General features: G+C 63.1%; 19 protein-coding genes and 19 tRNA genes. All 38 read left to right on the forward strand.

The genetic code is table 11. From position 1 onward, the window contains the following. Positions 1-5 precede the first annotated feature (5 nt). The 38 genes from HNQ40_RS08485 (at position 6) to HNQ40_RS08670 (ending at position 22428) form a co-directional block, all read left to right on the forward strand. The gene (locus HNQ40_RS08485) at positions 6-803 is read left to right on the forward strand and encodes a PEP-CTERM sorting domain-containing protein (protein ID WP_184677445.1); all 798 of its coding nucleotides are present in this window, start codon (positions 6-8) and stop codon (positions 801-803) included. Between the two features lie 82 nt (positions 804-885). After that, positions 886-1920, forward strand: coding sequence for a PEP-CTERM sorting domain-containing protein (locus HNQ40_RS08490; protein WP_184677446.1), 1035 nt, complete (start codon positions 886-888; stop codon positions 1918-1920). Positions 1921-2059: 139 nt separating this feature from the next. Then, positions 2060-2665: a hypothetical protein gene (locus HNQ40_RS08495; protein WP_184677447.1), complete on the forward strand. Its 606-nt coding sequence runs from the start codon at positions 2060-2062 to the stop codon at positions 2663-2665. 33 nt (positions 2666-2698) lie between these two features. After that, on the forward strand, positions 2699-3079 hold the full coding sequence (locus HNQ40_RS08500; RefSeq protein ID WP_184677448.1) for a Fur family transcriptional regulator: 381 nt from the start codon (positions 2699-2701) through the stop codon (positions 3077-3079). Positions 3080-3329: 250 nt separating this feature from the next. Then, complete coding sequence (locus HNQ40_RS08505; RefSeq protein WP_246402818.1) at positions 3330-5000, forward strand: GspE/PulE family protein; 1671 nt, start codon at positions 3330-3332, stop codon at positions 4998-5000. 28 nt (positions 5001-5028) lie between these two features. Further along, complete coding sequence (locus HNQ40_RS08510) at positions 5029-6291, forward strand: type II secretion system F family protein (protein ID WP_184677449.1); 1263 nt, start codon at positions 5029-5031, stop codon at positions 6289-6291. Between the two features lie 64 nt (positions 6292-6355). Further along, on the forward strand, positions 6356-6763 hold the full coding sequence (gene gspG, locus HNQ40_RS08515; RefSeq protein ID WP_184677450.1) for a type II secretion system major pseudopilin GspG: 408 nt from the start codon (positions 6356-6358) through the stop codon (positions 6761-6763). Between the two features lie 69 nt (positions 6764-6832). Next, positions 6833-7390, forward strand: a complete 558-nt coding sequence (locus HNQ40_RS08520) for a pilus assembly FimT family protein (RefSeq protein WP_184677451.1) — start codon at positions 6833-6835, stop codon at positions 7388-7390. After that, complete coding sequence (locus tag HNQ40_RS08525; protein ID WP_184677452.1) at positions 7383-7805, forward strand: prepilin-type N-terminal cleavage/methylation domain-containing protein; 423 nt, start codon at positions 7383-7385, stop codon at positions 7803-7805. Before HNQ40_RS08520 ends, HNQ40_RS08525 begins: the two co-directional genes overlap by 8 nt. Next, entirely contained in the window at positions 7805-8515 is a 711-nt protein-coding gene (locus HNQ40_RS08530; protein ID WP_184677453.1) for a prepilin-type N-terminal cleavage/methylation domain-containing protein, read from the forward strand. The genes HNQ40_RS08525 and HNQ40_RS08530 overlap by 1 nt, the downstream gene beginning before the upstream one ends. Beyond that, positions 8512-9825 (forward strand): type II secretion system minor pseudopilin, encoded by a 1314-nt coding sequence (locus tag HNQ40_RS08535; RefSeq protein WP_184677454.1) that lies wholly within the window; start codon positions 8512-8514, stop codon positions 9823-9825. The genes HNQ40_RS08530 and HNQ40_RS08535 overlap by 4 nt, the downstream gene beginning before the upstream one ends. Next, positions 9822-11231: a hypothetical protein gene (locus HNQ40_RS08540; RefSeq protein ID WP_221435434.1), complete on the forward strand. Its 1410-nt coding sequence runs from the start codon at positions 9822-9824 to the stop codon at positions 11229-11231. The genes HNQ40_RS08535 and HNQ40_RS08540 overlap by 4 nt, the downstream gene beginning before the upstream one ends. Next, a complete protein-coding gene (gene gspM / locus HNQ40_RS08545; protein ID WP_184677456.1) occupies positions 11228-11779 on the forward strand; it encodes a type II secretion system protein GspM in 552 nt (183 codons plus the stop codon). The genes HNQ40_RS08540 and gspM overlap by 4 nt, the downstream gene beginning before the upstream one ends. Further along, positions 11776-12459, forward strand: coding sequence for a hypothetical protein (locus tag HNQ40_RS08550; protein WP_184677457.1), 684 nt, complete (start codon positions 11776-11778; stop codon positions 12457-12459). The genes gspM and HNQ40_RS08550 overlap by 4 nt, the downstream gene beginning before the upstream one ends. A gap of 115 nt (positions 12460-12574) precedes the next feature. Beyond that, positions 12575-15787 (forward strand): secretin N-terminal domain-containing protein, encoded by a 3213-nt coding sequence (locus HNQ40_RS08555; protein WP_184677458.1) that lies wholly within the window; start codon positions 12575-12577, stop codon positions 15785-15787. A 23-nt stretch (positions 15788-15810) separates the two neighbouring features. Then, positions 15811-17043, forward strand: coding sequence for a PD40 domain-containing protein (locus HNQ40_RS08560; RefSeq protein WP_184677459.1), 1233 nt, complete (start codon positions 15811-15813; stop codon positions 17041-17043). A 582-nt stretch (positions 17044-17625) separates the two neighbouring features. Then, positions 17626-17697: transfer RNA gene (locus HNQ40_RS08565), tRNA-Ile, on the forward strand. Between the two features lie 9 nt (positions 17698-17706). Next, a tRNA-Met gene (locus HNQ40_RS08570) sits at positions 17707-17779 on the forward strand. Between the two features lie 78 nt (positions 17780-17857). Further along, positions 17858-17930: transfer RNA gene (locus HNQ40_RS08575), tRNA-Val, on the forward strand. A gap of 80 nt (positions 17931-18010) precedes the next feature. Further along, positions 18011-18082: transfer RNA gene (locus HNQ40_RS08580), tRNA-Phe, on the forward strand. 145 nt (positions 18083-18227) lie between these two features. Further along, a tRNA-Ile gene (locus HNQ40_RS08585) sits at positions 18228-18299 on the forward strand. Positions 18300-18393: 94 nt separating this feature from the next. Further along, positions 18394-18467: transfer RNA gene (locus tag HNQ40_RS08590), tRNA-Asp, on the forward strand. A 91-nt stretch (positions 18468-18558) separates the two neighbouring features. Next, positions 18559-18631, forward strand: a tRNA-Thr gene (locus tag HNQ40_RS08595). A gap of 10 nt (positions 18632-18641) precedes the next feature. After that, positions 18642-18714: transfer RNA gene (locus tag HNQ40_RS08600), tRNA-Arg, on the forward strand. 91 nt (positions 18715-18805) lie between these two features. Further along, positions 18806-18878, forward strand: a tRNA-Gln gene (locus tag HNQ40_RS08605). An 18-nt stretch (positions 18879-18896) separates the two neighbouring features. Continuing rightward, a tRNA-Arg gene (locus HNQ40_RS08610) sits at positions 18897-18968 on the forward strand. A gap of 94 nt (positions 18969-19062) precedes the next feature. After that, a tRNA-Leu gene (locus tag HNQ40_RS08615) sits at positions 19063-19136 on the forward strand. Between the two features lie 81 nt (positions 19137-19217). Next, a tRNA-Leu gene (locus tag HNQ40_RS08620) sits at positions 19218-19292 on the forward strand. 10 nt (positions 19293-19302) lie between these two features. Beyond that, positions 19303-19376, forward strand: a tRNA-Leu gene (locus tag HNQ40_RS08625). A 77-nt stretch (positions 19377-19453) separates the two neighbouring features. Continuing rightward, positions 19454-19525 (forward strand) — tRNA-Ala (locus HNQ40_RS08630). A 123-nt stretch (positions 19526-19648) separates the two neighbouring features. Next, positions 19649-20260 carry an HNH endonuclease gene (locus HNQ40_RS08635; protein ID WP_184677460.1) on the forward strand — a complete coding sequence of 204 codons (612 nt, stop codon included), beginning with the start codon at positions 19649-19651 and terminating at the stop codon, positions 20258-20260. A gap of 60 nt (positions 20261-20320) precedes the next feature. Beyond that, positions 20321-20394, forward strand: a tRNA-Pro gene (locus HNQ40_RS08640). A gap of 82 nt (positions 20395-20476) precedes the next feature. Next, positions 20477-20550: transfer RNA gene (locus HNQ40_RS08645), tRNA-His, on the forward strand. A 33-nt stretch (positions 20551-20583) separates the two neighbouring features. Beyond that, complete coding sequence (locus tag HNQ40_RS08650) at positions 20584-20814, forward strand: hypothetical protein (RefSeq protein ID WP_184677461.1); 231 nt, start codon at positions 20584-20586, stop codon at positions 20812-20814. Between the two features lie 10 nt (positions 20815-20824). Further along, positions 20825-20898 (forward strand) — tRNA-Pro (locus HNQ40_RS08655). 13 nt (positions 20899-20911) lie between these two features. Next, positions 20912-20985 (forward strand) — tRNA-Gly (locus HNQ40_RS08660). Positions 20986-21004: 19 nt separating this feature from the next. Then, a complete protein-coding gene (locus tag HNQ40_RS08665) occupies positions 21005-22279 on the forward strand; it encodes an RtcB family protein (protein WP_221435435.1) in 1275 nt (424 codons plus the stop codon). A gap of 76 nt (positions 22280-22355) precedes the next feature. After that, positions 22356-22428 (forward strand) — tRNA-Lys (locus HNQ40_RS08670). The last annotated feature ends 34 nt before the right edge of the window (positions 22429-22462 follow it).

Here is a 22462-nt window from a genome sequence, read left to right on the forward strand (position 1 = left end):
GAAGCATGTTCAGTAAAAAACAACTCATCGTGTCATTGACGGCCGGACTGGCCACGGCGGGGCTGTTCGCGGGCAGCGCGAACGCCGAAGAAGAAGCGCACTCGGACATCATGCCCTACGTGGACAACGGCGTGCTGCTCACCGGCGGCTACGTTTTTGCCGAAGGCACCGCTGAGGCGGGGCCGTTCACCGTCTATGAGGGCGAGCTGGGAGCCAACTACGAAGCCGAAGGCATGCCCGGCGGCGACGAGCCCGGTTTCGCGACCGATGGATCGAGCACCATCGTTTCCGATGGCACCATCGATTTCGCCTTCCCGGCCAACACCGCGCTGAACTTCAATTCCCTCCTGCTGCCCGGCCTCAACCTCGACGCCGCGTACTGGGACGGCACGCTGGGCGGCAACTTCGTCGCGACGCCCGACACCGTCATCCTGACCAACGAGTTGATCTCGGTCGATCTCAACGGCGACAGCACCCTGCCCGGCACCACCGGCTTCACCATCTGGACCAGCGACTCCAACGGTGTTGGTCACGGCCACTTCGACGTCTTCATCGATGAGCCCGATGCCACCGCTCAAGCCGGTATCTACCTCATCAGCCTGGAGCTCGAAGCCGGCTCCGGCGGCCCGACTTCGGACCCGCTCTTTTTCGTGCTGAACTACGGCCTCGACGAAGAACTGCACGAAGTGGCTGCGGACTTTGTCAGCGCAGGCGACCTCACCGCCGCGGTACCCGAGCCCGCCTCGCTGGCGCTGGTTCTGGGTGGCGGCCTGGTGGCACTCGGCCGTCGCCGTCGCGCCTGAGGCTTGAGCTTTGAATAACCCGCCTCCGGCCGCGGAAACGTGGCCGGAGGCTTTACCTGGAACTTCGCCCCGGAGTGATGTGATGAACCGTTTGTTTTCCTGGCCCGCCCTCGTGTTGCTCGGTGTGACCACCGCAGCGTCGGCCCAAGTGCCTCACGTTGACATCCTCATCTACGAGCAAGACGGCAAGCTCGCCACCGGCGGGTCGGACTTCGATGCCGGCGGCACTCCCGACGGCGGCGTCGAGAGCCCGGACACGCGCGTTTTCTCTCGTGAATTGGACCTGGACGGTTTCACCAACCTCCGCGCGGGCGACGACCCGGGTTTCAACTCGACGCCGGACTTCAGCCTGCCCGCCAACGAAGACCTGTACTACCGCACCGTGCCGTTCACGCTCCCCACGGGTGCGTCCAGCCGGAACCTGTGGTACTGGGATGGGCTGGACGACGGCTCGAACGGGAACTATCTCGACGATGTCGATTTCGGTGCCCCGCCCAGCGGCGTGGAGTTCGCCCGTTTCAACAACGGCAACCGGGAAGAAATCGCCGACGGCTCGGATACCACGCTGCCCTACGTGTTCATCCAGACCTCGAATTCGCTGGGCGTCGTGCACAAGCACCTGGCCTGGGGCGTCACGGGTGACGGCTACCAATCGATCAACGTCGGCGGCGGTGCCCCGCCCGAGGGCTTGTATCTGGTGAGCTTCGAGTTCTCCATCGGCGGTGACAGCCACGACCCGCTGACCGACCCCGAGAATGCCGAGCCGATCTACATCGTGTTCAACAACGACGCCGACCCGCTCGCCGAGGCCGCCGCGGTCGACTGGCTCACCAGTGAGTTGATCGGGGGAGACGTCCTGCTGGGCGACTACAACGGCAACGGCGTCGTCGACGCCGCCGACTACACCGTCTGGCAGGACAGCTTCGGGTCGACCACTCTGCTCGACGCCGACGGCAACGGCAACGGCGTGGTCGATGCGGCGGACTACACCGTCTGGCAGGACAATTTCGGGGCCTCGGCCGCACTCAGCCAGGGGCTGATGATCGTTCCCGAACCCAACAGCTTGTTGATCGTCGCGGGCCTCGGAGGGGTGGCCCTGCGTCGACGCAAGCGTTGATTTCCATCAGAGTGCCGAGGGCTCGCTGCCCTCGGCGCTTTTTTTATGCGCCTCCCCAGCCGACCGCGAGCCCGCCAATCCCGGGGCGGTATTCACCAAAGCGGTCGGCTCGTTTACGATAGGTGAAAGGAGTTTCCGCATGTTTCACCGCGTCCCCCGTTTTTCGGCGTCCCGATCCGCTTCCCTGGCTGTGCTCGTTCTGGCGGCTATGCTGCTGCCCGGCGTCGCGCTAGCCAAAGACTTCCTCCCGGCAGACGGCAACCTCAAGATCCGAGAGGGCAACAGCAAGCGTTCGCCCGTCGTGATCTTCATCGACAAGGGCCTGATCTACAAAGGGGAACGCAAAGCGGAGGACGCGATTCTCTACAACTTCCGCAGCGGCCTGGTCCGCAAGGGGCGCGAGCGGAGCGGCGATTTTGTGGTGCGTATCCGGGAGAACGCGGTGGTGGACGCGGACAACAACCGGATCTTCACCGTGAGCAACGGCAAGATCTTCGGCCCGGACGACCGACGCAAGGTGCTCTACACCATCGGCGGGAGCCAGCTCTACAGGGGCGACAACCGCCAAACCCCGGCGTTGTATAACTGGTCGGGCAGCAATTGGGACAACCAGCAGACGGCGCTGCTCATGGCGGTGCTCATCCATCTGGAGGTGTTGCCCGTCGAGACCAAGCAGAAGCCCGAGGCGGGTGAGGGTGAAGAAAGCGGAGAAAATGAAGAAAGCGATGAAACCCAGGGGGGTTGATCGTGGGCTTGAATACGTCTAGCGTGATACGACATGCCTCCTCGTCAAACCAACCAACGCGCTGCTGTCCGTGAAGCCATCGAAGCCGCCGACCGGCCGCTGACTCCGCAGGAGATCCTCGACCTGGCCCAGGCCGATCTGCCCGGGCTGGGGATCGCGACGGTCTACCGCGCGGTCAAGGTGGGGGCCGAGGAAGGTTGGCTGACGCCGGTCGAGCTGCCCAACGGGCCGACCCGCTACGAGCCCGCGGGCAAGAAACACCACCACCACTTCGAATGTACGGAATGTAACGCGGTGTTTGAGATCGACGGCTGCCCCACCCCGCCCTCGAAGCTGCGGCCGATGGTTCCCGAGGGCTGCGAATTAACGGGACACGAAGTGATTTTGTACGGGCGCTGTGCCGACTGCCGGTGACCCGTGAGCCCGGGCTGCCCCGGATTTGATCATCTCGCCCATTTTCTTCGGGATTCGCAAATCTGAGATTCCCGGGGGTGAAACTTTTTTTGCTTACAAACGTCTTATCCGGGGGCAATGAATCCGTTACCCTTTGTTGGCTGACTTTTCGTTTTCAAGCAGTGTCTTCTCACATACAAGCGTGGTCATTTTGCTTCACTCTCTCTCCGAGCCCCGGCGATCCGGTCCCCTGGCGCACAAGCTGGGGGAATTGCTGATCGAAGCCGGAGTGATCACCCCCCAACAACTCGACGCCGCACTCGAGGCCCAGACGCGCTCCGGCGGGCGACTGGGCGAACTGTTGATCGCATCGGGGCAGGCCACGGCCGAGGCGGTGTGCTCGGCGCTCTGTCGGCAACAGGGCATCGCGCCGATCGACCTGGCCGAGGCGGTGCCCGAGGCCGAGGCGTTGGAGTTGTTGCCCGCCGAGGTGGCGTTGAAGCACCGCGTGTTGCCGTTGGGGTTCACCGACGGGCGTTTGCACGTGGCGATGGCCGACCCGTTCGACGGCACCGCCTGCGATGTCGTCAAGATGTTCACCGGCGGAGCGGTCGAGCGCCTGTTTGCCCCGGCCGACGCGGTGGGGGACGCGATCGGCAAGCACTACGGCTCGAACGTCAGCCGGATGATCGCCGACCTCAACGGCGAGTCCGAAGCCGCCAGTGAGATCGACCTCGAAGACGAATCGCCCGTCGACCTCGCGTCGCACCTCCAGGCCCTGGCCCGCGAGCCCACCGTGGTCAACCTGGTGAACCTCATGATCCACGAGGCTGTGGAAGCTCGCGCCAGCGACATCCACATCGAGCCCTTCGAGAAGACGCTCAAGGTCAAGTACCGCATCGACGGCATGCTCCACGAGATGAGCCCGCCGCCCAAACACCTGCAGCCCGCGATCACCTCCCGCATCAAGATCATGGGCGGGATGAATATCGCCGAGCGCTTCGTCCCGCAGGACGGCCACATCGATCTGCCCACCGCGCGCGGCCCGGTCGATCTTCGTGTCGCCACCGTGCCGACGGTCTACGGCGAGTCGGTCGTGCTACGGATCCTCGACCGCGCGACCGCGCTCATCGGCCTGGACAACCTGGGCATGCCCGAGCCGCAGCTGTCCGACTTCAAGAAAGAACTCGAATCGCCCCACGGCATCGTCCTAGTCACCGGTCCGACCGGCAGCGGTAAATCGACCACGCTCTACGCGGCGCTGACGCACCTCTTCCGACCCGAGTTGAAAATCCTGACCATCGAAGACCCGGTCGAGTACCGCCTCGACGGCGTTAATCAGATCCCGGTCAATCCGAAACGCGGGCTGACGTTTGCCGACGGCCTGCGAGCGATCCTTCGGCAAGACCCCGACGTCATCATGGTCGGCGAGATCCGCGACGCCGAGACCGCCGACATCGCCATCCGCTCGGCCCTCACCGGCCACCTGGTTTTCTCCACGCTCCACACCAACGACGCGGTGGGTGCCGTCGCTCGCCTCATGGACATGGGCATCGAGCCTTTCCTGATCGCCTCGTCGCTGCGCGGCGTGATGGCGCAGCGCCTGGTCCGCCGGGTCTGTCAGCACTGCAAACAACCAGCCCAACCCAGCGAAACCATCGTGCGTCGCCTCGGCCACCGCCTGGAAGAGCACGCGACGTTCTACGAAGGCGCGGGCTGCCGGGAATGTCGCAACACGGGCTTCGCGGGGCGGATGGGCATCTTTGAGGTGGTCACGGTGGACGACGAGTTGCGCGACGCGATCGCGGGCCGGGCGACGACGTCGAAGTTGATTCAGGTGCTGGGCGAGCGTCACGTCCCGATGTGGGAAGACGGCTACCGCAAGGCCGCGGCGGGCCAGACGACGTTGGCGGAAGTGTTACGTGTCACCCAGGATGTTTAACCCGTCGCACGGGGAAAGTGGTTTAGGGTTGCCGGATTTCGCATACAAAGCGTTGGATCGCACGGGCAAGTCGGTCGCCGGAGTGGTCTCCGCCGCCGACCGCGCGGCCGCCGTTGCGCTCTTGGGCGAGCGCGACACGTTTGTCACCGACATGGAGGAAAGCGCTGGACGGGCCAAACGCCGCGGTGCTTCGCCTGCTTCGCGTGATTCCGCCGAGGACCAAGGCGCTTCCATCCGTTGGAATGCCCGTAAAGTGTCGCCTCGCCAACGTCTCACGTTGCTGCGTCAACTTTCCGTTGGGTTGTCCGCGGGGCTGACGCTGGTCAACGCGCTCGAAGTCGTTGCCGACCAGGCCGACAGCCCGGCGGTGAAAGCTTTGGTGGCGGACCTGATCGAGCGGGTCACGTCGGGCGATTCGTTGTCCGATGCCGAGGCGAGTCACCCCGAAGCGTTTTCGACGATGCAGGTGAGCATGACCCGAGCCGGCGAAGCAGCCGGGGCGTTGGACACCGTGATGACTTCGCTCACCGCGTTCGCTGAGCGCGACCTCGAGTTGCGTGAGAAGCTGCGGTCGGCGGCGATCTATCCGCTGATGGTCTTGGGGCTCGGGTTTATCTCCATCCTGGTGATCATGCTGTTCATCCTGCCGCGGATCATGACGGTGGTGGGTGAATCCGGGAGCGACCTGCCGCTGCCGACGGTGATCCTGATGGGTATGACCGATTGGGTCCGTTCGCCGATGGGGATCGGCGCGATGGTGATCATGGCCGTGGCGCTGGGCTTGTGGTGGCGTTGGAGCCGGACGCCGGACGGTGTTTTGGCGATGGACCGTTTCAAGCTCAAGCTGCCGTTCATCGGGACCGCGATCCGGCGGGTTTCCGTGTCGCGGTTCGCCCGGACGCTGGGCACCCTCGCGGCGGCGAACATCCCGATCGTCGAATCGATGCGGATCGTCCGCGACACGTTGGGGAACGAAGCCCTGGCCCGCGATATCGACACCGCCGCCGACGGCATCGTGCGCGGCTCGTCGATCGCCGACGAGCTGCGCGACACCGGACAGTTCCCCTCGCTGCTGATTCAAGTCATCGCGATGGGCGAACGCACCGGCCGGCTCGATGAGTTGTTGATGGACACAGCCGACACGTACGACAAAGAAACCAACGCGGCTTTGCAGCGCGTCATGACCATCGTGCCGGTGTTGTTCATCCTGGTGTTGGCGGTGTTTGTTGCCTTCATCCTTGCCGCGGCCCTGCTGCCCATCATGGGCATGGACCTGGGCGAGGCGCCTTGATTCATTTGTACCTTTTTTGCACGGCCTCACGCCGTGGTGTTTGGAGTCTTTGAAAGTGCAATCCATGAAACGTATTTCTCGAACTTCCGGCTTCACCCTTATCGAAATCATGGTGGTGGTGATCGTCATCGGCGTCATCGCCGCGCTCATCGTGCCTAACCTCTTCGACCGCGCGGGCAAGGCCAAGCGCTCGGTCGCCAAGCAGCAGGTCGGCTCGCTTGAAACCGCCATCCAACTCTTCCAGCAGGACTACGGCCGCTTCCCCGACACCCTGGAGGAACTCGCCAGCCCACCCGCGGATGTCGAGGGTGCTTCGCCGCCGTCGATCAAGCAGAAAGACCTCATCGACCCGTGGGGCAACCCGTTCCTCTACCGCTACCCCGGCAACAACTGGACGTTCGACCTGCTCAGCACCGGGGCCGACGGCCAAGAGGGCGGCGAGGGCGAGAACGCGGATATTACGAACTATTAATCGGGCCAACGTTTTTCTTTCCGCCCCGGCGTGTCGCCGGTGGGCGGGTTTTCTGGTGTGACGATTTCTATGCATCGCCGAGCCTTCACCCTCATCGAGATCATGGTCGCTGTGGCGATCATCGCGGTCCTCTCCGCGATGATGCTGCCGTCGCTCATGGGCTCGCGTGACAAGGCGACGCTGCGTTCGGAGACCCAGCGGCTCTACGACACCGCGCGGTATGTGCAGCGCATGGCGGTGGTGAAGCAGCGCACGCTCCGGCTGGTGATGTTGCCCGAAGACCCCGAGCACGACGGCCGATCGAGCTACCACCTCGAACTCGCCACGACCGACCTCGACGAGCCGGAGACCTACAGCCGTGTCGAGGGCGGGGCGGTGAAGCCCGTGGTGTTGCCCGAAGGCGTGAAGCTGCTGGATGTGCTGCGCGACGTCGGTGAGTTTGAAGTGTTCACCGGCGAGATTGCGCTGAGCTTCTACGCCGACGGCTCGGCGGACGGGGCGGTGATCCACATCGGCGACGAGCAGTCGGTGCGGTCCATCATCATTGAGCCGATGACCGGGCGTATCGAATCGGTCCCCGAACGCGTCGAAACCATGCCCAGCCTGCGGGAGGACCTCGATGCGTAAGCACGCGACATCCCGCAGCCGCGGTTTCACCATCGTCGAGAGCCTGATCGCCGGGGTGATCCTGGCGCTCTTCGCCGCCGCGCTTGCGGGGACCACGGCCCAGAGCAGCCGCGCCGCGTTGCGAGCTCAGGACCACCGCAAGGCCGCCGAGTGGCTCGACACCGTCTTCAACCGCATCGACATGATCGGCCCGGCCCGGCTCGCCTCGGAAGGCCCGGTGCAGGGCGCCCTCGACGACCGTTTCAACTGGTCGCTCTCGCTCGACAACGACGCGTTGTACCCCGACCTCTATCTCGTCTCGGTCGTGATCAGCTACACCGGTGCCGACGGCCGGCCAGCCCGCGTCGAGGGACACACACAGATCCACGACCCGGTGGGCCGACGTCTTGTGGTCGCCCGATGGGAGGACCTCTGATGCGTTCTCCCGCTTTTCATCGATCGTCTGGTTTCACGCTCATCGAGCTGCTGGTTGCGGCGAGTCTGGTGGGCATCGTGCTCGCGGCGGGCGCGACGCTGACGTATCAGGTCAGCCAGGCCCGGGGCAAGGTAGACCAACTCGCCCGGCACCACGCCGAGGCCGACGCAGCGATCCGCACGATCGCCACCGCCCTGACCCAGCAGTTCCGCAACACGGGGGACGACGACCGGGTCTTTGTCGGCATCGACGACGAGGTTGACGGCCGACCCGCCGACAGCATCCGGTTCTTTGCGGTGAGCAACCGCGTGATCCGGCCGGGCGAGCCGGAGTCGGACGTGCACGAGATCGAGTTTTACCTGGAGCCGCAGGACGGCGAACCCTACCCGGCACTGCTGCGACGCACCGACCCGACGCGAAACGAAGAGCCGGACGAGGGCGGCGTGATCGAACTGGTTGCCCGCGGCATCGGCGGACTGGACTTCGAGTACTTCGACGGCCAGCAGTGGCTTCCGGACTGGCCAGAATTCCTCGGCAGCTCGCCGATGGCGCTTCGGGTGACGGTGGGGGTCACGCTCAACGACGAGGCGGGCACGATGCGGCCGTACCGCCGGCTGATCTATTTCCCGATGATGCCGCAGCCCGGGCAGGGCGGCGGGGCAAACGGCGGCGGCTCGGGTTCGGGCAATGGGAACGGAGGGTTCCGATGAAGCGAACCCCAGCGCATGTTCAAGTCCGGCCGGGTGCGATCCTCGTGTTGGTTCTGTGGCTGCTAATGATCGTCGGCCTGCTGGTGCTGGGCTTGTCGCGCTCCGCACGCGTCTCGGCGTCGCTGGGTTATGGCGAGGTCGAGCGGGTGCAGGCGGAGTGGATGGCCCGGGCCGGGGTCGAGCAGGCGCTTGCGGTGTTGGCGGATGACGCGATCGCGTACGACGGGCAGATCGACGTGTGGTACGACGACCCGGGCTTGTTCGACAGCGTTTCGCTGGCCGCCGGCTTCTCGTTCACCGTGACCGGGCCCGCCTTCGAGAACACCGAGGACGCCGCGGCCCCACGCTTTGGCCTGGACGACGAGTCGTCTCGCGTTTCAATCAACGCCGAGCGTCCCCGGCAGCTCCGCCGCCTGCCCGAGATCGAGTTCGCCCAGGCCGACGCTATCCTCGACTGGCTCGACAACAACGAGGCCGCGCGCCCCGGCGGAGCGGAACGCGGGTACTACAGCCAGCTCGATTTCCCGTACCTCATCCGCAACGGCGCCTTCCGCACGCACCGCGAAATGCTGCTGGTCAAAGGCATCGATCCCGAGCACTTCTTCGGCGAAGACGGCGACCTCGACGGCGTGCTCGACCGCGCCGAGAACGACGCCGACCAGTCCTGGCCGGAGGACACACCTGACCGTCAACTCGAGCTCGGCCTGGCGGGCTATACGTCCGCCTATTCCTACGAGCTCAACGTCAACCCGCTGGGCACGCCGCGGATCGACCTGAAAAACACCAACCCCGCGGAACTGATCGAAGAGCTGAACTTCACCCGTGAACTCGCCCAAGAGGTCGTGGACAGCGCACGCAACGCCGACAGCTTGTTCGACATCGTGGGGACGCGCGGGGAAGGCAGCATCGAAGACGAGCGGCAGATCGACGAGGTCACCATCGAATGGTTGGCCGACAACTGGGAGTACCTCACGCTCGAAGAAGACGAGCGCCTGCCAGGCAAGATCAACGTAAACACCGCGTCGCGTGAGGTGCTCGAGACCATCCCGGGCATGAACCCGAGCATGGCCGAGGCGATTGTTGATTTCCGCACCGCCCAGGGGACGCTCACCGGCATCGGCCAGCTCTACCGCAACAACGTGCTTCGGCGGCGGCAGTTCGAACGCGTTGCCGATTTCGTCACCGTGCGATCCAACGTTTTCCGCATCGTCAGCGAGGGGCGCGCCCCTTCGGGCACCTCGCACACCGTCGCGGTCATTGTCGACCGCGGCGGGAACCAACCCGTGATTCTTGATTGGCGTCAACCTTGAAATTCCGACGACCCCCTAAATCTCTCGCTGGCCTCGGTGTCTATCGAACCCCTGCGGGATCGACCGCCGCCCACGTGAAGCGGGAAGACGAACACCTGCAGGTCATCGCTTGCGGCACCGACGTGGATGCCGACGATAAGTTGCTCCGCCAAGGCGTAGCCCTAGAGGGTGTGTTGGGCGTGTTGCATCGGTTGGACCTCCCGCCGGCCGACGACGCGACGACCGAAAAACTCATCGCGTCCCAACTTGAGGTCATGATCCCCGGGCAGGCCGACCACGTGCGCTGGGGCTGGCAGCGCACCGCCGAGGCAGAGCCCGCGCTGGTGTACACCGTGGCCCGGCGTCGTTTGGAAGCTCACGACCATTCGGATGACGAGCCAGACCTTGGCCTGATCACCACGCCAGAGCTGGCTTTGCATGAGTTGTTCTCCAGTGCTGCGGGTGACCGTGACCGGCAATCGCTTTCGGTGGTCGCGTGGAACGCCCGACATGTCCACCTGATCCGCTACCGGGATGGTCATCTCATCGGGCTCGACACGGCGGAGCTCGAACGCGACAGCTCTGTGGAACAGGTCGCTGAACTGATCGCCCGCTCTTTCGATAACGATTCGGGAGAATCGTCCGCAGCGACGAGTACGTTCACGCTGATCGGCCCCGGCGTGGTTTCTTCGGAGGTCGTTTCGGTGTTCGAGTCGAAGATCGAGGTGACCTACCGCCGGGTGGACGGGTTGTTGGACCTTCAAGGCCTCGGCGAAGCGACGTTCGATCGCCTCGTTGCGGTGGGCACGGCGATCGCGGCGTTGCACCCCGAGCAGGCGATTAATCTCGCCGAGGATCAGGGCCGGGGCGATACCCATGCCGGCGACCGTCCCACACCCCGCCGCTGGGCGGTGGCGATCGTCGCGTTGCTGGCGGCGGTGACGCTGCTGGTGGTGTCCGATTTCAAGCGGGCCGAGCGGATCACGCGGGCGGTGGACGAGGCGGAGCTTGATGCCAGCAAATTGAAAGAACTCAACACGGACCTGAGCGTGGCCCGCTTCCTGGAAACCACGGGCCCGAGCTTCCTGGCGATCCTAGACGAGTTCAGCCATCAGACCGAGGGGTTCATGATCGACGAGATGCGTTACGAGCGCAACGGGCTGTTCACCGTGCAGGCGACGGGGCGTTCGTCGGATCAGGTCAACCAGTTGGCCGCGAAACTCTCGGAGATGAAGACGTTGTCGTCGGTGCGCATCCGCAGCCAGGCGGCGAAGGACCGCGACAAGGTCGAATACACGCTGGTCGCAGTACCTGCCGAACAGTATGCCGCCCCGTTCGCGCCGCCCCGGCACAAACCCAAAGACTCCGCCGAGGCTTCGGCCGAGTCCAAGGGCGGCAAGGCAAACCAGAAGGGGGGTGGCGCTTGAGCGAACGAGATCGACGAGCGTTGATCTGGGGCGCGGTCCTGATCGGGATCGCGGTGCTGTATCGGTTCGGGTTGTCGCCGGTCGTTGGCCAGTGGCAAGAGGCACGCAGTACCGTCGCGTCGCAGTCGGGGATGTTAGCGCAGTACGAAGACAAGCTGGAGAAACGCAGCAACATCCGCGAGCGCCTCGAGCAGCGTTACGGCCCGGGCGTCAATCGATCGCTTCCCACCCCCGACGAAGCCCAGGTGGCTTTCCCCCGCAGCGTTCAGCAAGCGGTCGGCCGGGGTGGCGCTCAGGCCAAGCAGGTCGAGGTCCAGGGCACACGGCGAATGCGCGACTTTCCCGACATCGAGCTGCTGTCGCTGCGGGTTCAGATTATGTGCGAGCCCCACGCGATCCCGGGCATGTTGGCGGAGCTCACCCGGGCAGACATGCCGGTGGTGGTGGAGTCGGTCAACCTCAGCATGCCGCAACGCGGTCAACGTCAGCAGTGGGAGGCGACGCTCGTGGTCTCCACTCCCACACTGAAAGGGGGCAAGCGGTCATGATCCAGCAGTACTGGTCACAACAAGGCCCGCGCACACTCTGGCTCGTCACGCTGGGCGTGGCGGCCATCATCGGGGCCAGCGCGTTACTCACCCTGACCGATACCCACGCCGCCGACGAACGCGTGGACGACATCGCCAAGAAGCTGCGCGTCCGTCCCGCTATCGAGCAGCCCAACAACGCCCAAGCGCAACGCGGCGGTCACGGCCGAGGCTGGCACGGCGGCGGACAAGCCCAGGCAACGCCGAGCGACCCCGCGGGCCAGGCGACCCAACGCATCCGTGACCGTTTTCTGTTCATGCCCCCGCCCCCCCAGGGCTTCCGCAACGTGCAGGGCGTGCTCGGCGACCGCGTGCTCTACCCCGGCGGGCAATCATTCGGCTTGGGCGAAAACGCCATGGGCGCGACCGTCGTCGCCATCGGAACGAATTGGGTCGAGCTGCTCCACGAAGAGCAGACCATCACCATCGATATTTTCCGCGGCGTCGAACGCGGCCCCGAGCTTATGCGTTGGGACGGCGAAGCCGCGGACTCGTCTGCTTCTTCGGGTAACCAAGCTCAGGGCCAGATGAATGGCAACAACAGCGGCCGCCCCGATCGTTCATGGCGCCAACGCGACCGCGGCGAACGGGGTGAGCGTGGTAGCCGGGGCGATCGCAGCGGCCGCCCACGAGAACGCTGACCTCATCGACCCCGACCCCGCAAAACAGAAATTCCAAACGGCCAATCCTTTTTTGAAACTGAGCACCATGCCCCGACCCATCCCCGCAGTATCTCTTCCGCAGAAGGCTCGAACCATGCCACACCATCTTTTGTCCACTCTTTACGTCTGGTCTGCCCGGTCCGTCAGGGCCGTGCTCGTGATCGGCGCCTATCTGCTGTGCCTCTCGTTGATGAATCCTGCCGCCGTTGCACAGGACGCCGTTGAAGCGGTTGAGGTGGTCGAAGCTGAAGCGGTCGAGCAAGCCGAACCGGTTGCTGAGGACGGCGGCGAAGTGGAGAACGCGGTCGCAGAACCGGGCGATGAAGCCGAAGGGGATTCGGAAGAAGCCGAAGAAGAAGAGCCCAAGCCTAAGACGGTTTCGGTTTCCTTCCGCGACACCGAGCTGTCCCAGATCGCTGGCTTCTATGGCCGGGAACTCGATAAGCCCGTGTTGGTGGACCAGAGCGTCGCCAACAACCGGTTGACCATCATGTCCAACAAGGAGATCCCGCTCAATGAAGCGTTCGAGCTCATCGGGAATGCGCTCCGCCAGCGCGGCGTCATCGTGGTCGAGGGGCCTCGGCAGATCGAGCTTCTGCCCATCGCCCAGATACGCCGGATCAACCGCCCGGTTGTTCCCGCCGAGCAGTCGGTGACGGAGCTGGATGACCAGTCGACCATCGTCGACAAGATTTTCCGGATCGAGCATTACGACGTGACTCGGCTCAAGGACCTCGTGGTGCCGATGCTGCCCGAATACGCCTTCCTGGTCGCCGACCCGAATCTGGACCGCCTGGTCGTCACCGCCGCGGCGGGCGACCTGATCCACATCGAGCGTCTGGTCGCCAGCCTCGATGTCCCCCGGGCCAACGACACGATCGAAAAAATCTTCACGGTGAAGAACGGCGACGCCAGCGAGATCGCCACCATGGTCCGCACCATCCTCGCCGGCACGCTTGGCGATGAGAGCCTGGCCGTCTTCACCACGCCTTCCCCGCAGGGCAACAACAACCGCAACCGCGGCGGCCGTAACCGGGGCGGAGGAAACCGTAGCAACAACGACGCCGGGTCGAACACGCTTTTTGTCGAGCGTAACGAAGCCCCGATCATGCTCCAGGCCGACCTCTCGCGCAACTGGATCATCGCCGCCGCGCCCCCGGCGGTGATGGACCAGATCGAGAAATGGATCATCGAACTCGACAAGCCCAAGGAGCGCAACGAGCCCTATCAGCTCTTCGACATCGAACACGCCGACGTCGATGAGCTCGCGGGCCAGATCAATGAGGCGATCAACGCGATGCCGGACGCCGACATCCGCGCAAGCGTGCGGGTGATCCCGTTCGTCAAGTCGCGGCAGATCTTGGTCTACGGCTCTCAGCGCGGCCGTTCGCTGGTCCGCTCGCTGCTCGACCAGCTCGATATCGAGTCGTCGCAGTTCCAGCTGATCAAGGAAATCGCGATCAAGCACGACTCGGCCGAGAACGTGAAGGCGAAGATCGAAGAGCTCTTCAATAACGAGCAGAGCAGCGGCAGCCGCTACACCTACTACTTCGGCAACAGTCGGCCGCAGCAAAAAGACCTGACCGTGACCGCCGACACCCAGCGCAATACGGTGACGATCATGACCGACCCGGTCCGGATGCGTCGTATCGAAGAGATCATCAAGGAGCAATGGGACCTGCCGGTCGACCTGGACGACGTGAAACCCAAGGTCTACGACCTTCAGTACAGCGACCCGGTCCAAGTGCAGGAACTGCTGGAGGAGATGTTCACCAAGTCGAGTTCCACCAGTTCGTTCAGCTGGTTCAGCGGTACGCGCACCACCGAGACGAGCAACCCGGTGGGCCGGCTGTTTGGTGAGTTCAGCTTCAACGCGATGCAGGACTCCAACAAGTTGATCGTGTCGACCAAGAACCCCGCCAACTACGTGGTGATCGACGAACTGCTCAAAGAGATCGACCAGCCACAGGACGCGGGCGTGCCCATCATCATCGAGTTGAAACACGCCAACGCCGAGGACGTTGCCGAGCAGCTCAACGCTATGTTCTCCGAGCCCGGCACCCCCGCCGCGATTACCCGCACCGAGCGTGGTTTGAGCGATTCGATCCGGCAGACCTCGACCGCCAGCGACCGCGGCAACAACGGCAACAACAACCAGAACAATAACAACCAGAACCGCAACAACCAGGGCGGCGGAGAGAACGACCCCTCGCAGATGAATTTCTGGTGGAGCCAGTCTCGCCCCAATATCAACGAGCAGCCCACCAGCAACCTGATCGGCAAGCCCCGCATCGTGCCGGTTAATCGCCGTAACGCGATCATGGTGATGGCGCCCCGTGCCCATGTCGCGCCGCTGCGTGACCTGGTGGCCGAGCTCGACAAGCCGGGGTCCCAAGTCGTGATCCATGCGATCATCACCGAGGTCCAGCACGACGACGAATCGACGCTCGGCGTCCGCTTCGCTTCGGACCCCGGGATCTTCAACGACTCGCGTCTGGCTGATCAAGCCTTCGGCGGCGGGATCAACGCGGACTACTCCCAGGGCATCTTCAGCGGCGACGGCATCCTCAACGCCGACGTGAACCTCAACTTCCTGATTCAGCTCCTGGTGAACAACCTGAACCTGAGCGTGATCAATGAGCCACGACTGATGACCGCCGACAACCAGGAAGCCCACTTCTTCGACGGCCAGGACGTGCCCGTGGTCGTGAGCGACCTCACCGGCAGCGGCAACGACGGCGACATCACCCGGACCTTCGACTACGAAGCTGTCGGCACCCGCCTCCACGCCCGCCCCCACATCACACAGGACGGCGAGATCGACCTCCGCGTCAACCTCGAACTCTCGCGCATCGTCAACGGCACCACCGTCTTCGGCAACTTCATCTTCGACCGCCGAACGACGACGACCCACGTCACACTCAAAGACGGCCAGACCATCGTCATCAGCGGCATCATCGAACAGGAAGACTTCGCCGAGGTCCGCAAGTTCCCGCTGTTCGGCGACATCCCGCTCGTCGGCGGTTTGTTCCGCAGCACCGACACCGGCGTCCGTAACCGCGAAGTGATCGCGTTTATCACGCCGCACATCGTGAAGGACGGCCGCGCCGCTGACGAAAAGACCCAATCCAACCGCGAATGGCTCGAACGGGTGCGCGGCGCGATGGCGGTGCCCAAGGATGTCAACAATAAAGAGCAGGAAGACGACCGCTTCACCACGCCCGAGCAACGGGGCATCGCTTCGGATGCCGCGATCGAGGCGGCGGAAGAAGCAGAAGCTGCCGAGGCCGCGGAAGAGTCCGAGTAAACTCTGTGGATATGCTTCGCGTGATGAAAACCAAGCTGTTGCGGTCGTTGGCCATCGCATGCTTAGGCGCAGGCTTGGGTGCGTGGGGAGGTTGTGCCTCGCCGCCCGAGTGGGAACGGGCCAACGCCCAGCGGTTGGAAGCCGCAGAAAGTGAGGGGCTCAACGCCATCGCCCCCGAGCGGAAGGCTCGGCGGTGGACCGGCGGCGTCACGGCGGTGGCGAGCGATCGGCCGGGTATCCCGAACATGGGCTTGCAACTGCCGCGGGTTTCGCCGGACGGCCGATGGATCGCGTTTCTTGATGCTGACTCAGAATCGCCGCGGGTCTTGCCTGACGCGTTGGTGAGCGGTCGTGGATTAGGCGGGGTATCGCTGTGGGTGCGGGGTGTCGAGGAGGAAGGTCTCGCACAGAATGTTGCGGTCGCCCACGCGGCTTGGCCGGCGTGGTCAAGTGATGCGAGCACGTTGGTCTTCATCAGCCACGACCCGCGCACCGGCTGCGCCCTCGGGTTGCACGAGGTCGCCACCGGGCAGACCGACCGGCTTGCGGTGGGGCTACGCAAGATGCTGACGCCCGCGGTGTCCCCCGACAACCAGCGTGTCGCGGTGTCGGGCTACGGCCAGATCGCGGACCAGGCACTGCTCTTCATCATCGACCGTGACTCCGGCGAAACCACGCCCGGCCCGCAACCCACGCTGGGCGGCGCACAGCTGATGCCCCACTGGCTCGACCGAGAGACCTTGATCTTTGTGGAGCTCGACGACAACGGCGGCGGCCTGATGCGTTGGACCGTCGGCAGCCCGCAGGCCGAGCCGATCGCGCCGCTGCAACTTCCCGAGTCGGTCTTCGATGCGATCCACCTCCACGCCGGCGTGCCGAGCCCCGTTTCTGCCGACGGGCGTTATTTCACCTACTACGCGGTCGGCTCGGATCAGATGATCTGGATCGATATGGACACCGGCGATGCGCTGGCCCTGAACCCCGGCGACCGGGCGGGCACGTGGTGGAACGAGCAGTGGTTCCTGGTCGCCAACGACCAGCAGCTGGAGCTGACCGCCGCGCCCCAACCCTTGGGCGCGACGGGTGAGCCGTCAGCAGAACAAGAACCCGAGCAAGAGCGTCCTCGTATGAATCTATTGCCGGGCCGATGGGTACCGCTTTGGGCCGACGCCACGCAGCAATCGATGCTTCTGGTTGGGCAAAGCGATCGGCCCGACCGTTTCAGGCTTCTACAACTCTGGGTGATCACTCAGTAACGCGTTAGGTGTCCGACGTACTACGGATCAGGCAAGTTTCGTCGAAGAATTTTTCTTCCAGAATCTCAAAACGCAAGACTTAGAAACGCCGAATTAAAAAACTTCGGGTTTTATCGATAAAAACTGTTGCATCCCATGCAAGCTGTCGATATGTTTCTCGCGTAACCCTTCCTCTTTGTCGAGGCGAGTGACTTCCATGAACACCGAGCAACACAATTTGAAATCTGCCGAACCCACGCAAGTGGTGTCCCGGTGGCTCGGTTTCGGGAGACTCGATCTTGCGTCTCATCCAGAGACCGTGGCACAGGCCGCCGAGAGTATTGCGTATCCCCCCGCCGACCGATGCGTCGTCACGGATACGCAAGGCTCAGAACGCGGTATACAGCGGCCAGGCTTTATGGCGAATTGCGCCGATTGCCTACGCCTCGCCTGAGCCGCACCCCTCGACCCCACACATCCGTGAACACCCGCGCCGGTCTTAGGCGTCGTCGTATTTGCTTGTTTTGCAGGTGAATTCTGCAGTTTCAGTTTGTCTGTTTCGATTTTCCGAGGATGCAATCAGATGGTTTGAATACCCACGCCCACGATGTAGCTCAACGGCGGAGCAGGCCCCTCATAAGGGAAAGGATGCTGGTTCGAGTCCAGCCATCGTGATTACAAGTTTGCGGCGCAGAGGAGCGGAGTCCTCGCCAGAGTCATGATCTGGAGACCGCGGGTTCGAGTCCCGCCGCCGCCATTACAACCTGAACTTTGACGTACCCATGTTCGCGGGGAAGGCGGTCCTGTGCCGCCAGCGCGATCGGTGCGTCTGTTGTGCCGCGTAGCTCAATGGCTAGAGCACCTCTCTTACAAAGAGACACGTGTCGGTTCGAATCCGACCGCGGCGATTCACCCCCGGCAGTTGCGCAAGCGAAGGCGTGAAGTTTCATACGACACGCATCCAAGCTTGTGTAGCTGAAGAGGGAAACGCTGGTTCGCTTAGCCGGCAAAGCGCCCGTCTGAAAAGCGGGAGCCCCAGGTTCGAGTCCTGGACCAGCGGTTGATGCCTGTCGTGTCTTGCACGGCAAGCAGGCACGAACGGTTCGTGCCACGGATCTTTGAAAAGTGAAGAGCAGATTGATGAAGCAATCACCGTCCGCCCCCGGCGTAATCGTGCGCCGGGGGCCGGGACGAGTGGTTGCACACGACTCGTAGCTCAGTGGAAGAGCGGCCGGCTGATAACCGGCAGGACGGAGGTTCAAATCCTTCCGGGTCGATTTCAATGTTGTAAGACACAGGCTGCGGCATAGACGGCGGGGATGGCCCAGGACAACCCCCGTCGGAGCGGTGCAAGCTCTCCCGGCCTGCCTTGCTGTCGTAGCTCAGTTGGACAGAGCGCTTCCCTGTCAAGGAAGAGGTCGCGGGTTCGATCCCCGCCGATGGCGTTAGGGGCATTTTGTGATTTGGCGATTGAGCGATTTGGTGATTTTTAGCCAGATCGCTCAATCACGAAATCGCCAAATCACAAAATGAAATGTCACGGTAGCTCAGCCGGAAGAGCAGCTGTCTAGTAAACAGCAGGTTGTCGGTTCGATTCCGACTCGTGACTCTTGTTTATTCGCCCTGTAGTTCAATTGGATGAACGCCGGACTACGAATCCGGAGGCTGTAGGTTCGAATCCTACCGGGGTGATTGGAATCATTTGGCGATTGGGTGATTTGGCGATTTAGTGATTGCAAGATCGATCGCCAAATCACTCAATCACGAAATCGCCAAATGCATATGGGCCGTAGCTCAATCGGCAGAGCGGCCGGCTTTGAACCGGCAGGTTGTGGGTTCAATCCCTACCGGCCCAGTTTCGCATCGTTTGAATTCACCTCGTAGCTCAACGGAAGAGCGTCGGTCTCCGAAGCCGAAGGCTGCAAGTTCGAGTCTTGCCGGGGTGATTCGGGAGGCTTGAGGGATGAGCGGTGAGGATTTGAGGAGGTTGCATTAAAGACTCAAACCTCTTGCCTCAGGCCTCAATCCTCCTCACCCCACGCCACCGTACCCCAAAGGCAGAGGGGGCCGGCTCAGACCCGGTCAACGTGCAGGTTCGACTCCTGCCGGTGGTATTGGTTCAGGTATGAGTGATGAGGTTAGAGGTATGAGCACCCAACTCCTCACTTCTCAAACCTCAATGCTCACAACCAAACAGCCCGGTATCCCAACCGGTAGAGGAAGCGGATTCAAAACCCGTCAACGTGTGGGTTCGACTCCCACCCGGGCTACTGCTTGTTTGTCATCGTGTCCCAATCGGTAGAGGGGCCAGGCCGAGATCCTGGTGGTTGGAGGTTCGAATCCTCCCGATGACATTTGACACATTTTGCGATTTGGTGATTGGTTTGAATCAATCGCCAAATCGCTCAATCACTAAATCACTCAATGATTCGGGGTTGTAGCTCAACCGGAAGAGCACCCGGCTTGCACCCGGAAGATCGGGGTTCGATTCCCCGCGACTCCACTTGGACGGGGAATGAGGAGACAGGAGTGAGGCTTGAGTGTGAGTCACTCTTGATGTCCTGTGCTCCACCCCTCACACCTCATCCCTGACTCCTCATCCCTCAATCTCGAAAGGAGACCGGCCATGACGGCGGCATTGCAGAGCGACATGTTGGTGCTGAACAAGCACTGGCGGGCGTTGCGGATCATCACCGCCGCGGAAGCGTTGGCCGACTTGTTTGTCGGCCGGGTCGAGGCGGTGGACACCGACTACCAGTCGTACGACTTCGCGTCGTGGCACGAGCTGAGCGAATACGCCTCAGAGTTCGAGCCGGAGGATCAACACTTCGTGCAGACGGTGACCAGTGCCGTGCTGGTCCCGGTGGTGGTTCGGCTGTTGCACTTCGACCGGGTCACTCGGCCGACGCTGCGGCTGAGCCGTCGCAACGTGTACCTGCGTGACGACTACACCTGCCAGTACACCGGCAAGCGGCTGCCCAGCAGCGAACTGAACCTCGACCACATCGTCCCGACCTCGCGGGGCGGCAAGACCACCTGGGAGAACCTGGTGTGCTGCAGCGTCGGGGTGAACTCGCTCAAGGGCGACAAGACGCCCGAAGAAGCGGGGCTCAAGTTGATTCGGCTACCCCGTCGGCCGGACGCAACGGAGCTGTTGTTCAAGTCTCGCCGTGAGCGCCACGATTCGTGGAAACACTTCGTGGACGCGGCGTACTGGAACACCGAACTCCACGATTGATTCACTCACGCCTGGTGGGCGGGAAGTTCGGGGTTGATTTCGGGGGCACCAGGCTTTTTTCAGAACGGAGCTCGGTTTGGCAGAGCGCCCGGTTTGGGACCGGGGGGCCGCAGGTTCGAATCCTGTCGTTCTGATTCCCCCGGAAGGTGTTCACCGCCTTCCGGGGATTCGAACAGATTGTTTCTCGTAAGTCGATTTGCTTCGGCATGCGGGTTTGTGACGGAGGCCGAAGTGGTCGAGGCAGCTGATCGTGAGTCAGCGGGAAGCGGGTTCGAGTCCCGTCCGTCACCTTGTTTGATTGCCCCCGATGAAAGGAGACCGCCATGACACGCCAAGAGATGTACGCCCAATGTCGATTAACCCGAGGAGCCGCCGCGACGGTCGGCTTCATCCCCACCAAGGCCGCGGTGATCGGCAACCTCATCGAGCTGGTCATCAACGGCAACTACCAGCCGGGTTGGCGGGTCGAATCGGTCGGCACCCCGGTCGCCAAAGACGCGATGCGGATGTTCGAACGGCAGTACACCAGTCAACGCCAAGGCTCAGACAACTGAGCCCAAACGTCAGAGCGTAGCTCAGCTTGGCAGAGCGCCCGGTCCGGAACCGGGAGGCCGTAGGTTCAAGTCCTACCGTTCTGATTTCTGGGGAGTCGCGTCGTGAGCTCACGTTGGCCGAGCGCCTGCCTTCCAAGCAGGAGGCCGTCGGTTCGATTCCGATACGACGCATTGAAATAGAACTGAGAGAATGGATTCACGCACCCACGAAGACAAGAAAGGAAGGTGTGAGATGGGATATGAAATGATTGAAGGCGTCCCGGTCTGGGGCGCACCGGACCAGGGCGCGGTGGCGCAGATCAAGACCTGCCTGGGCGATGAACAGGCCGCGGCGGGCGCGTTGATGGGCGACCACCACGTCGGCTACTCGATGCCGATCGGCGGTGTGGTGGCGTATCGCGGCATGGTCTCGCCGTCGGGTGTCGGCTACGACATCGCTTGCGGCAACAAGGCCGTGCGTCTGGACGCGAACGCGGAAGACGTGAAGCGGGACATCGGCAAGATCATGGACATGATCTTCTCGGAGATCTCGTTCGGTGTCGGCCGGGCTAACCGCGAAGATGTCGATCACGCGTTGTTCGACGACGACGCCTGGGACCTGGTTAACGGCCTGAAGATCGGCGGCAAGGGCGGCGACCACCTGCGGCAGGCCGCACGGAAGCAGCTCGGCACCGTCGGCTCGGGCAACCACTACGTGGATATGTTCGTCGACGAGAACGATCAGGTCTGGTGCGGCGTGCACTTCGGATCGCGTGGCCTGGGTCACAAGATCGCGACGCACTTCGTGCTGGTGGGCGGCGGCTCGAACGATATGAACGCCAAGGCGCTGATCCTCGCAGAGGACTCGGACCTGGGCGCGTCGTATCTCGAGTGCATGCAGCTCGCGGGCCGGTACGCGTATGCGGGCCGCGACTGGGTGTGCCAGAAGGTCGCCGACCTGATCGACGCGGAGATTGTGGAGGAGGTTCACAACCATCACAACTTCGCGTGGAAAGAATCGCACGTCATCGATGGCCAGGCGGAAGACCTCTGGGTCGTCCGCAAGGGCGCGACGCCCGCCTTCCCCGGCCAGCGGGGATTCGTGGGCGGCTCGATGGGTGATATCTCGGTGATTCTGGAAGGCGTCGAGAGCGAAGACAGCGCAGCCTCGCTGCATTCGACCGTTCACGGCGCCGGCCGGGTAATGAGCCGGACCAAGGCGGCGGGCAAGAAGCGTTGGGACCGAAAGGCCAAGGCGTTTGTCCGCAAGACCGAGGGCATGATCACCCAGTCGATGATGAACGCCTGGGTCAAGAAGGCCGGGGTGGAGCTTCGTGGCGCGGGGACCGACGAGTCGCCGCACTGCTACAAGCGTCTGCCCGAGGTCCTCGAGGCCCACGGCAACACCGTACGCATCGTCCACACGCTCACGCCCATCGGCGTGGCGATGGCGGGCGAGGACGAGTTCGATCCGTACAAGGATTGAGCCCGCCCGGCGTGCCGTTTTCTTTTAAATACTCCTACCCGTTTCGCTGCGTGAGGTGCGCGGCGGGGCGGTTTTCGAAACGGTAGCTCAATCGGCAGAGCACCCGGCTTTTAACCGGGGGGTTGTGGGATCGTGGCCCACCCGTTTCATTGGCTACATGTGCAAAGACGACGCGGTAAACTA

It is taken from the genome of Algisphaera agarilytica (assembly GCF_014207595.1).
Taxonomy (GTDB): domain Bacteria; phylum Planctomycetota; class Phycisphaerae; order Phycisphaerales; family Phycisphaeraceae; genus Algisphaera; species Algisphaera agarilytica.